The organism is Bacillota bacterium, from assembly GCA_012518215.1.
In the GTDB taxonomy this organism is placed as follows: Bacteria; Bacillota; Dethiobacteria; order DTU022; family PWGO01; genus JAAYSV01.
The window spans coordinates 17,628-29,421 of record JAAYSV010000027.1; the positions used below are offsets into that span (position 1 = coordinate 17,628).

Here is an 11,794-nt window from a genome sequence, read left to right on the forward strand (position 1 = left end):
AGATGGGGAAAAAGGCGAAAAAATTGATCGTGGCTACACATAATGAAGGCAAGGTGGCAGAGATTCGCGATATCCTTGCAGGTCTGCCGCTGGAGATCGTCTTTCTGAAAGAGGTTGAGGGGGCTCCGGTTGTCATTGAAGACGGGAAAAATTTAACGGACAATGCACTTAAGAAAGCGCACCAGATTTCAAATTTCTGCGGGGAAATTACCCTGGCCGATGATTCCGGCCTGGAGGTGGATGCTCTGGGCGGCCTTCCCGGCGTGAAATCGGCCCGCTTTGCGGGGGTTGACGCCGATGATATGCAGAATAACCTGTTGCTGCTGAAAGAAATGAAGGAAGTTCCGCAAGAACGAAGGGGAGCCCGGTTTACCTGTGTTCTCGCGATTGTTTGTCCTGACGGCACTGTCGAAATAATCGAAGAAAGTTGCGAAGGAACCATTGCTTCCGCTCCGCGGGGAAAAAGAGGTTTCGGTTATGATCCCCTCTTTATCTTCGAGGGGGGTAAGCTCACCTTTGCCGAGATGGGGCCGCAGAAAAAAAACATGGTCAGCCACCGGGGCAAAGCCCTGCGCAGGCTGCGTCCGATTGTAGAAAAACTTTTCGGTCAAGATCGCGTCTAACTTTTCCCGCACACTATTTACATCGTCCGGGTTTCTTGTTTCGCCTGGGTATTAACGTGCCTTCTGCATGATGAATGGGATCGGGGAGAAGACTGTCTTTTTCTGCATTTACATTGATGGACGGATGGTAACGGAAAGGTTTTCACATCGGTTGCACGGACGGGCAAGAAAATCAAAGAAAACACCCCTTCCAGATATACCTGAAGGGGTGTTTTCTATCTTTTCCATACAAAGGTGTTCCGCTTTTCAACCGAAGGTCGGCGTGGTCATCCTTCCGCAAGCTCGAAAAACTCTGCCTTGCCGTGATTACAAAGCTTGCCTTGCTTTTGCATCCAGATCAAATGCTGATTTTTTCGTGAATCGGCTGAAAACAATACAGCATAGTCCGGTGATAAACAGGTGATAGGCGCTGAAAGCATAGACAAGGAACCATTTGAAATCCGGCAGAAAGATATCGTTCCCTCCCTGCTTGACGGCGGCAACGATGATAGTTGCCAGAAAGGCAATGACCAAGGTTATCGTATGAATGGAGAAACTTTCGATGTCAGCCCGTTCCTTCATCCATCGGGCAAAAATCAAATAAAAGAAAACAAAAGCGATCAATGGCGGCAAAGTGGCTATACCCACAAATTTGACGTTGACATCCACGATGCTGTACGAATAATCGAGACCCAGAAGTTTCAGGGCGAGTTGGTAAACGAGAATATAGACAATCGTAGCGATGAAAGCGCTGGCCAGGGTCCACCCCTTGCCCCGGAATATGTTCCGGATATTGTTCCACCGGTAGAGCTTGAACCACAGAAAGAGGATGATGAACAGGATCAGCAGAATGGCCAGGGCAAAAATGAACTTGAAAAAGACCGCTTTCAAGTGCATTATTTCATGCAGTGCGGTGACCGATATCTCTTCCGTTTCATCGGCATAGGGAACCTCGAATCTGTCGTAGAGCGAGGCCACGAAGGGTTGGTGTAACCTGGAAAGCGTGTTGTTGTAAGCGGCGGCTGTTCCCGCCGGCCAGTCGAATGGTTCATCCATAACTTTACCTTCCATGTAGGTGGAAAAAGGCATGCCCAGGAGGGCAGCAATGGTCGGGGCAAGGTCAAGTTGGGTATAACCATCCGCTGAACCGGTCAGAACATTGTGCCCCCATATTACCAGGGGGGTCTCGATAGCTTCTTTTTCAGGGCCTCCGTGCCCTCCCCTGTCGATATGACCGTGGTCTCCCATAACCATGACGATACTTTTTTCGGGGTGGGGGATGGCTTCCACCAGTTCACGTATATAAAGGTCATTTTCCTTGACTCTCTCCCTGTATTCCACGGAGGTGCCTCCGTGATTGTGCCCGGCCATATCGACCTCCATTGAGTGGACGATCAGAAAATTGGGGGTATGCTCCTCCATGATCCCTTTTCCCTGGGCGAAGATTTCCCGATCATCATAAGTATAATCATCATTGTCGTCGTAATAATACCCATACTGGATGGGCAGGGTCCGATCCTTGATGGTTCTGTTCTCACAACCTTTTCCTGTCCGGTAAGGAGTACCCACGGCTATTTCATAGAACCATTTGTATGCCGAAGCCCCGGTCGTCAATCCCTGGCTGACAGCCAAATCATATATCGTGGGGATGTCAAGCTTGCGCGCCTGCATGTTGCTGTTTATTCCGGTGATGGAAGAAGAGGCACCCGTGATAATCCGTGCATAGGCAGGCCGCGAGAAAGTCGGCTCCGGTACGGTCATGATGCCATACCCTCCCTGGCTGGCCAATTCGCTCAGGTAGGGCATGCTATCCATCCCATCGACGCGAAGCCCGTCCACGATGATCAGATAAACATGATCGGCCAGTGCTTCGGAGGGTTGCGCTGAAAACTCATTTTCCATCCGTTCCACCTTCGTTTCGCGCATTTCCACGGATAGAACACCCGCGACCAGAAGCAACAAGGCTGCCACAGTTATGAAAACCCAGAACACCATCACTCTTTTTTCTCTTACTGTTTTGGTAGACATATTCTTCCTCCTCCGTTAAAAGAATAGCGATGACCCGGTGAAATTGCCTATGTTAAAGTATATCAGAAGTACAGAAAAAAGAACATTGTTTGACGCTATTTGGGCGTATGCTGAAGGTTCCTTGCCGGCTTCTGTTTTGTAACCATCACCGTGGAAATACAGGTGTGTCCTATCATTATGCAAACCCCTGTACGGTCATACCGCGGTGGGGCACATGAATTTTTTGCGGGGCCTGCGCGGCGTTTGAATTTATTGAAATGGAGCAGACTCTGTGTTAAAATGAATACTGCCTTCGTGCCGATGCCATCCGGGGCATTACCAACATGAAAATCGAGGATTGTCGGGGCGTGGCGCAGTTTGGTAGCGCACTTGGTTTGGGACCAAGGGGTCGCAGGTTCAAATCCTGTCGCCCCGACCAGGAAAACCCGCTTGAATCAACATTCATCGTGATTCAGGCGGGTTTTTTATTTCTGGATATGCAGTAACTTCGTGGTGATAACTGTGGATGGAAACATCTTTATTCAAAGAGCCTGTTCTCTTTCTTTAATTTATTCCACTTGATGTATATCTTGAAAAAACCGTAGGATAGAAGCAGGCCTATACTTATGAGAAAAATAATTATGGGAAATGTGTACCCCCTACCTGAATCTTGATAGCCTACGACCTGTGTGAAAGCGTTCAACAGATTGGCCAATGCCAGAATACCAAAAATAAGCATCATCTTGCCCAGGTGTTTTTGGCGGGACTTGCTATCAGAAAAAAGGTCAAATTCTTTCTGGCTGTCATCCAGGTTCATTTTCTTTCTAAAATAATTCCACCGGGTAATAGAACCTACATGCTCGATTCCCGTTTCTTCAAGAAACTTTATATAGTTCATACTTTCCGGGTGGGAAGGGAAATGATCCAGCAGTTGAATTCGCACCTTGTATTCGCCGGGTAGAGTTTCTTCAAAGATATATGTACAGAAACCCACGGAGGCCAGGGACAGTCCCATCGCTGCCATTTCATTCAGCCATTCTTCTTCCTTATCATAATTCCATGCCCAGAACCACTTGTAAATAGTTTTTTTCATTGCATCGGCTCCTCAAAAATCTTGTTTCCATTTTGAAGCAATTCCTCCAGGCGTCTGATCTCGTCTTTTAACACGCTTTTGCCTGCTTCGGTGATAATATATTCCTTTTTACGGCTATTTTTTTTTACAGGCAATGCCTTGATCCACCCCTTTTCGATCATGTTGACAATGGCTCCGTAAAGGGTGCCCGCAGCCAGCTTCAGTCTGCCTCCGGTTAAAGCCTCTACATTTTGCATGATCCCGTATCCGTGCAAAGGCTTAACAAGCGAAAGCAGAATATAATATATTCCTTCGGTTAAAGCGCCTTTTTGTTCCCCCATGGACTTTATCTCTTTCCCTACTACGTGATACGTTATATCGAAGCATGATATAATTATATCGTATGCCGTTATATGTGTCAAGTGAATTTGATCGAGGGAGGGAATGGCCATTCGTCGTCTTACTCCTTGCATGAAGGTCTTTGATGAGGAAACGTAGAACTAATGGTCAAATAATAATAGTGAATATCTTGTATCCATTTTACCGCTTCCGATACCACAAAAAATGAAAACAAGGAAAGGCAGGGCATCTCGTGGTCAGAAAAATATTATGGGTAGCTTTGATTGTTTTTATGACGCTTTCCCTCGGTGCATGTGGCAACGAGGAAGATTGGCAGGGCAAAGGTTATGACCTCTCCCTGCCACGGCTCGGGGAAGATGGATGGTACGAGGTTTTCACGGATAATTTTGATGGCGATTCTCTGAATGAAGAAATCTGGACGTATTCTCCCCATTGCCTGCGATGGAAGACCCAGACGGGGCAGGAGATACATTCCAACCACTGGTGTGACGATATGGTTACCGTGGCGGACGGTTACGTTACCATACGCGCATATCAGACCGACAGCCATGATTGCAGCAAGGGGATCTGCCCCCGCAGCGGACGTTTTTCCGGAGGCATCGAGACCAGAAAGATTGTCTCCGATGATTTCAGTGATAACAAGGGCGATAGCGATGAGATGCTTTTTTCACAGGCCTATGGCTACTTCGAGACGAGGGTCAAGTTTCCCGATGCTCCCGGCCTCTGGGCGGCATTCTGGCTGCAATCTTCCAACCAGAGGAAGGTGGGAAATGAGGGCTGTGATGGCACGGAGATAGATATCTTTGAATCCGCTTTCAGAAAAAAGCCCCGCAAGATGGGGCATGCCCTCCTCTGGGATGGCTACGGCAGTGATGGGAAAGTTTCCGGGCATATCACCGATCTGGATTACAGTTTGTACGAGGGTTTCAACACTTTTGCCCTCAAGTGGACACCTGAATACTATGTCTTCTATATAAATGGCGTTCCAACCTGGGCTACCAACAGCGGCGGTGTTTCCAAGGTGAGGCAATTTCTGAGGCTCACCGTGGAGATAGATGCCGGCGATACTTTTGGCCCCCATGGGCAGAGAATCGGGCATTTCAAGTACGATGAAGAACCGGAATTTGTCATAGATTACGTCAAGGTATACCAGAATTCCAATTACGAGAAGTACATCATGGATGATGAGCAGTTCCCCGGTGAACTGGATTATGACAATTGATTCCCCCGGGCTTCCGGTTTGACCATCCTGAACTGTTGGATTTTCAAGGTACACCATCGGGCAGTGGCCATATCCCTGCAATCATGTTGTCGCACAATGCCAAAGATAAGAGTAATTTTACAGCTGCAAGTGCAGGGATATTTTTCTGCTGTCAGTCAGTCGTTTTCCCTTGTACCGTCATAGTTCATGCCAAAGTATTTTTCGTTTACGGGTTTGTTGCAGGCTACCCAGATGGTTCGTTCCTCGCAGGTCTGCCTCCCATGCCCTTTTCCGATCCCGCCATGATCGGCGGCAACCAGTACCAGCCAATCCTCGTCCATGCTGTTCTCGCGCTCCTCGATGATCTGCAGAAGGCTGTGCAGATAAAGGTCGGAATTTCGTACACCATTGACGTATCCGGGATTTTCATTGGAGAAGCCGGCATTGTGCCCGTTTGCATCGGCACTCTCGAAGATCCCGACGACAATATCGTCGCCTGCTTCGATGCGTTCGGCGATGTATTCCTTGACGGCAATATCATAACGGGCATTTTCCGGCAGATGATCTCCCGCGACCAGATTGTAATGCTCCGGGCTGGCGGCCCTGGTATCCAGCTCGCTGTAATCATCTGTTTTGATCCGGTCGATGTCGCGCATGGACATGGGAACGGATGGATTCTCGAGAAGATAGCTGACCTCATCCTTCAGATTGACGTCAAAATACTGGTCCCAATCAAAAACAAAGGAGGTATCAAGGCCCAGTTTGGCATACTTGAGCATTATCGTTTCACCGCCGGTTTTGGAATCATCGTTTGTTTTTATACCATGTAGTGTATTCCAGCCACCTGTAAGAGCCGTGGTCCAGCCCGGGCTTGTTGAAGTATTTTGCTGGCTGTCCTTGCCCTTTTCACCTCCGGCGTAAGCCAGATACAATCCGCCTGTTTTTTTCAAGGTGTGCAACCCGCTATATTCGGAGACCTCATGGTTGATCCCGTTGTCCGATGGATTGTTTTCATTGAAAAAAATATTGAGCATGGCATCTGCGCGTGCTCCGTCCCAGCCCAGGAAGAGCACCTTGCGCACCTTTCCATCGCTGCCAATGCATCTGCCGTTCGTGATCGTTCCTTCCGAGAGAAAATCATCCATTATCTCGTATTGCCGATACTGGGGTATGGATTGATGCGCTTCGTTGTCCCAGAAAGAATAGGCTGCCACCTCATCAAAATATTTGCTGAAGATGTTGCATGCCGCACCGCTGACGGCCAGGATTGCAACCAGCAAAACCATCAAGATATTCCTGATGTTCTTCATTTTTTCTCTCCTCCCTGTTAACTTGCTTTTTTCCGGATGGCCGGGCCAATGATGTTGTCAAGATTTGAGCCACCCCTTCATAGATTATATTACCATATCGGTTTTTTTTGCAGGCTGTTATTCCAAAAAAATCCTGTAGCAGATCTGCTCTCGAGGAATTTTGACCAGGCTCGACACGAATCCAAAGGCATGAGTGGTAAAATATTTGAAGTTCTCTGTCGTATGTCGTGTTACCAGATATATGGAATGAGTCGATATCTTACCTTTTCAGCATACTTCGCGTACCCCTCCAGATTTTCTTTGAGCATTCTATCTTCAAGGAATGTACGTATTACAATGATTATGGCTATGATTGCCGCAGTTACACAGACATGGGGTGTTGCAAAAACAAAGGATATGCCGGCACAGGAGAGCAACACGGCGGAATAGGTGGGGTGTCTCACAATTCCATATACGCCCCGGGTTATCACTGCCTGCTTGCGTTCTGTCTGTATCCTTGCCGTTGATTCCAGATATGTATTGGCGGCCATTGCAGCAGTGATGATGACTGCCGAGATGATTGAAAGGAACATGCCAGTCCAGAACAGAATGTTGTCCGCAGTGCCCCTTCCCGACTCCAATCCGGCTACCACGAAGATGACAAAGAAATTGAGAAGCCAGAATAAAAGCAGGAGAGCCTTGTCCCACTTCGGGGAATCTGTGGCCACTTTCCCCCGCTGAGCAAGGGTTTCCGGGTCTATCCTGTAGATGATGAACGTGGAAATGGCGGTCAAAACCAATCCTGAACCGAAATACACCCAGTTCTGCCAGGTCATGGACCACCGTGCGGCAAGCAGGAAACAGAGCCAGCCCAACAATCGTTGCATGAAAACCCTGACAGTATAATTGATTGCCTTCTTGTTGATGTTATCACCCTTTCCATCGTGCTCGTTCACGGCCATGGTGGTACGGCAGTTTGTGAAAGCTGCTCGAGCATGTTGATGGGCATGACCTGTTCCTGCTCGGGTTCAGGCAATATACGGACCGATCGGTAACAGGCTTTAAATTCTTTCCAGTTCACGCATCGTTTCCGCCGGGGGTTTGTTGGGAATGATGGCGATGGTTTCTCCATTGTATGTGAAGATACTCCGATCGCTGTCGTTCACCTCGCCGATTGCTTCCACACGGGCTCCCTTTGACCTTGCCGCGGCGATCAGTTCGTCTGCATGTTCGGGAGGTACCTGCAGCAGCATCCTGGCCTGGGTTTCGCAGATAAGGATTTCCTCGGGGGAGAGGTTTTCTTCCCGCAGTGGAACCTTCGAGAGATCGACGGTGGCCCCCAGCCCGCCAAAGCGAACCGATTCGCAGACGGCAGCTCCAAGCCCGGCTGCCCCCAGGTCCGAACATGATTCGATCCCCTCTATCCTGTATGCTTCCAGGGTTGAGTCCATCGTTTTTCTTTCTTCCTCGAAAAGGGCCAGAGCGGGGCGCATCTCCGGAACCAGGCCAGCCCGGTACAGGGTGTCATTGCCGTCACTTCCGGTCTCGCCGATGATAATCATTATATTTCCGGCACGTTTGGCCGGTTTGGTGAGCGGTTTTTCGGTGATCAACTTTCCAAAAGCACTGATGACCATGGCCGGAACTATATCACTGAAGGATGTGGAGAAGCCGCCGCCGGCCACGAACATCTCCAGTGCAGCACACATGTCGCGGATTCCTTTGAGCATGAGGTTGAGCCGTTCCTGGCTGGTCATGGTGATACATTTTCCACACGTGCATTTGCCCGTGAAGCCGCAGGGGCCGACGATAACCTCTTCATCAAGTGGCCTGGTGCCGATAAAATCAAGAATAAAAAGGGGTTTTGCCCCCATGGCAACCACATCACGGGCCGAGCCGCCCACCCCGGTGGCCGAGCTGTCATAGGGACGGGGCACGCAGGGGCTGCAGTGGCTTTCCATCTTGGCCACGACATGGGTATCTTCCCCGGGCAGTTTGAGTACGGCGGCGTCATCATTGGCATCGGGGCCGATGATCATGCTGCCCGGCAGGGTCTTGCCGACCCTGTCGTTCAGTTCCTTGAAAGCCTGGAAATCTATCGCTTTGTCGGCATTATGATGAAGATGAACAAACAAAGCGTGCATCAGTGCTTTTTCAACTCTATTCATATCTGATCTCCTTTGTTTTTATGTTTAACTATTATGGTTGTTTTGCCAACAATCATTCTATCATATAGAATTGTTCCCTTGAAGTTTTGCGAAAAAAAAGTCGTTCCGGGGCATTGTAGATTTTGCAACAATACTCCATGCCATGTCGGTTGCCGCCGGCCACTCCTGTTCCCGCCTCTGTCATTGTTATGAAAGCAAATGAATCATGTGGTATTTTCCCATGGTAGTGTTGAAAAAAGAGTCTGCCGACAGAGGCGGCAGGGGAACCGAAGCGACCGGAGAACCTCCTGAATGTTCCTGTAAACATGATATAATCAATATTATGATCACATTGGATTTGAACGGGCCATGGATATTGAAACGCAGCGATGACCCGGATAACGAGATCAAGGCATTTGTTCCGGGATGCAATTATCTCGATCTGATGAGGGAGAAGGTCATCGATGATGTCTTTTACGGCACCAATGAAATGTTGTATCGCTGGGTAGGCGAGAAAGATTGGATCTACTCGCGGCAGTTCACGGTTGATGAACGGGTGCTGGAGCGTGATTTTGTCTTTCTTTCCATCAGCGGCCTGGACACCATTGCAGATATTTTCATCAACGGGGTGCCAGTCGGGCGGGGCAAAAATGCCCACGCGGATCATCGCTTTGATATCAAGGAACATCTGTTGGTGGGTATCAATGAGATCGTTATATTTTTTCATTCCCCGGTGAAATATATCTCCGAAAAACAAAGGCAGGACCCTTTTCCTCACAATTACAACGGGCTGACAGGTTTCCCCCATCTCCGTAAACCGGCTTACCATTTTGGATGGGACTGGGGTCCGATACTTCCACCCTCGGGGATCAGCGGGGGGATACAGATCAGCGCCTTCAAGTGTGGTTATATAAATGATTTTGTGGTCAGGCAGCAACATTTCAGAGATAGGGTCAGGCTGGATATGAGCCTGGAAACTGTCCGCTCGGATGATGCCTCGAACTGCGAACTTGCGTTGTTGTGCAGGATATCCGGTCCTGACGGCCGGGAAATTATTACACGGAAGATGGGTTTTACCACGGACAGAATCAACTGGACGGTGGACATCGAACATCCCGAATTGTGGTATCCCAACGGTTACAGGGAAGTGGAGACGCAGCCGCTGTACAGGATTGAATTGCTACTTGATGATGGGGGCAAAACACGGGACAGGAAGAAATATACGATCGGCTTGCGAACCGTGGAACTTGACAGGAGCGCTGATCGGTGGGGGCAGACATTTGCTTTCAAAGTCAATGGCATGAAGATATTTTGCAGAGGTGCCAACTGGATACCCACTGACAGTTTCGTAACGAGGACAGATCGAGCCCGGCTTGAGCGCCTGGTACGGGGTATGGCCCGGGCCAATATGAACATGGTTCGTGTGTGGGGCGGCGGCTACTACGGCAGCGAAGATTTTTTTGATCTCTGCGACAAATACGGCCTCCTTGTCTGGCAGGATTTTCAATTTGCATGTGCACCCTATCCATTTTACGATCGTGATTTTTTGCGTGAAGTCTTCCGGGAGGTGGATGACCAGGTGAGAAGGTTGCGCCATCGTGCCAGCCTGGCTCTCTGGTGCGGTAACAATGAAATCGAGGTGATGTCTCCATCCTGGATGATCAGGAGAAAATTTATCAGAAGCACCGATGAATTCTTCTATCATGAATTGCCGCAAAGGCTTGAAAAACTTGATCCCGACACTCCTTACTGGTACGGCTCTCCTTCCGGTGGGAAGCATCTGCAGGATGTTAATTCCGACAACGTGGGGGATACTCATCTATGGAATGTCTGGCACGGGTTACAGCCTTTTTCCTATTATCAACGCCGCATGACCAGGTTTTGCAGTGAATTTGGATTCCAATCACTACCCGATATGGACACGATAGAAACATTTGCTTCACGGAAAGATTTGTATATGACCTCGGAAGTCATGAATGCACATCAGAAATGTGCCAGTGGCAATGAAATAATACTCTATTACATGGCCTCACAATTTTTTATTCCTGCTGCTTTCGAGGATCTGATCTTCGTATCCCAGCTCATTCAAGCGGAGAGCATCAAGTACGCCGTGGAACATTTCCGCAGGAACAAGGGAAGGTGCAACGGGGCCCTGTACTGGCAATTGAACGATTGCTGGCCGGTGAACAGCTGGTCAAGTATCGATTATTGCGGAAAATGGAAGGCCCTTCACTACCATGCAAAAAGGTTCAACAAGCCGCTGGCTCTCTCTTTTCTGCATGAAAATAGACAGACGGAGATACATGTGTACAGCGAAAGAGAGGATGCTTTTGAAGGGTTCCTGAGATGGAAAATCGTCGGGTTTGACGGTGAAGTACGGGAAAGGGGTACAGAAAACATCGTTTTGAAATTCGACGAGGTCTACACGAAAATCCTTGATACGGCTCCTTATTTCAAACGGGAATCAGCCCGCAACACGGTGCTGTTTGCCGGTATCCACGACAGGGATGGCCGTGAGGTCGCTTACAACACATCTTTATTTTCCAGGGAACGTGATCTGCAGTTGGGCAGCCCGAAAATAAAAAAGCGGCTCAGGCTGGAAGACGGGATCCTGTACATCACTCTGAAAAGTGACACTTTTGCCCGAGGAGTGATGTTGCATATGAAGGGAAACACTGCCCCTTTCTCCGACAACTTTTTCGATCTGTTGAAAGATGAAGAAAAAACAGTTTCCATGGAGGTAGGGGATGATTGTCATCTGAAAGCTCTGCAATCAGGGCTCACGATCAGATCTTTGAATGACGTGCAGCGAAAATATTCAAGGTTCATGGAAATGCTGATCCGGCTGAAGATCATGCTTCGCCCCGGCAACATGGCCCGAAGGATATATTACAAGTTCCTCTGATCGTCAATCCAAACCTGATGATCGGATCCCTCGTGAATCCGGATCGGGCGGAAATGATAAAGTTTATTTCAGGAGAAGAAGGGGGCGTTGGTGTAAATTTACTTTAGGACTTTGGAGGAAATCTTTTATAAAAAGCGGAAGAGGAACCTCGTAGTATCAGCTTTACCAAATATTCCCCGAAGGGAGAGGTTCCTCTGATGGATATAATTCA

Annotated in this window: 9 protein-coding genes and 1 tRNA gene; 4 read left to right on the plus strand and 6 right to left on the minus strand. The window is 48.7% G+C overall.

Going from position 1 to position 11,794, the window contains the following annotated elements; genetic code table 11:
• The first annotated feature begins 2 nt into the window (after positions 1-2).
• Entirely contained in the window at positions 3-623 is a 621-nt protein-coding gene (locus GX364_04695; GenBank protein ID NLI70145.1) for an XTP/dITP diphosphatase, read from the plus strand.
• A gap of 306 nt (positions 624-929) precedes the next feature.
• Here the strand turns inward: GX364_04695 and GX364_04700 are convergent, their stop codons facing one another.
• Complete coding sequence (locus GX364_04700) at positions 930-2,630, minus strand: sulfatase-like hydrolase/transferase (GenBank protein ID NLI70146.1); 1,701 nt, start codon at positions 2,628-2,630, stop codon at positions 930-932.
• Between the two features lie 341 nt (positions 2,631-2,971).
• Between GX364_04700 and GX364_04705 the strand changes: the two genes are divergently transcribed.
• Positions 2,972-3,048 (plus strand) — tRNA-Pro (locus tag GX364_04705).
• Positions 3,049-3,147: 99 nt separating this feature from the next.
• Here the strand turns inward: GX364_04705 and GX364_04710 are convergent.
• Together GX364_04710 and GX364_04715 are read right to left on the minus strand one after the other, a co-directional pair.
• On the minus strand, positions 3,148-3,702 hold the full coding sequence (locus tag GX364_04710) for a DUF2812 domain-containing protein (GenBank protein ID NLI70147.1): 555 nt from the start codon (positions 3,700-3,702) through the stop codon (positions 3,148-3,150).
• Complete coding sequence (locus GX364_04715; GenBank protein ID NLI70148.1) at positions 3,699-4,022, minus strand: PadR family transcriptional regulator; 324 nt, start codon at positions 4,020-4,022, stop codon at positions 3,699-3,701. Before GX364_04715 ends, GX364_04710 begins: the two co-directional genes overlap by 4 nt.
• Before the next feature lie 251 nt (positions 4,023-4,273).
• Between GX364_04715 and GX364_04720 the strand changes: the two genes are divergently transcribed.
• Positions 4,274-5,263 carry a glycoside hydrolase family 16 protein gene (locus GX364_04720; protein ID NLI70149.1) on the plus strand — a complete coding sequence of 330 codons (990 nt, stop codon included), beginning with the start codon at positions 4,274-4,276 and terminating at the stop codon, positions 5,261-5,263.
• A 155-nt stretch (positions 5,264-5,418) separates the two neighbouring features.
• On the opposite strand, the gene GX364_04725 is transcribed toward GX364_04720, so the two are convergent.
• The 3 genes from GX364_04725 to GX364_04735 all read right to left on the minus strand — a co-directional run bounded on the left by GX364_04725 (position 5,419) and on the right by GX364_04735 (position 8,699).
• Positions 5,419-6,552 carry a hypothetical protein gene (locus GX364_04725; GenBank protein NLI70150.1) on the minus strand — a complete coding sequence of 378 codons (1,134 nt, stop codon included), beginning with the start codon at positions 6,550-6,552 and terminating at the stop codon, positions 5,419-5,421.
• A gap of 230 nt (positions 6,553-6,782) precedes the next feature.
• Complete coding sequence (locus GX364_04730; GenBank protein ID NLI70151.1) at positions 6,783-7,493, minus strand: isoprenylcysteine carboxylmethyltransferase family protein; 711 nt, start codon at positions 7,491-7,493, stop codon at positions 6,783-6,785.
• Positions 7,494-7,592: 99 nt separating this feature from the next.
• A complete protein-coding gene (locus GX364_04735) occupies positions 7,593-8,699 on the minus strand; it encodes a phosphoribosylformylglycinamidine synthase (GenBank protein NLI70152.1) in 1,107 nt (368 codons plus the stop codon).
• Between the two features lie 220 nt (positions 8,700-8,919).
• Here GX364_04735 and GX364_04740 point away from each other — a divergent pair, with 220 nt between their 5' ends.
• On the plus strand, positions 8,920-11,583 hold the full coding sequence (locus tag GX364_04740) for a glycoside hydrolase family 2 protein (protein NLI70153.1): 2,664 nt from the start codon (positions 8,920-8,922) through the stop codon (positions 11,581-11,583).
• Positions 11,584-11,794: the final 211 nt, after the last annotated feature.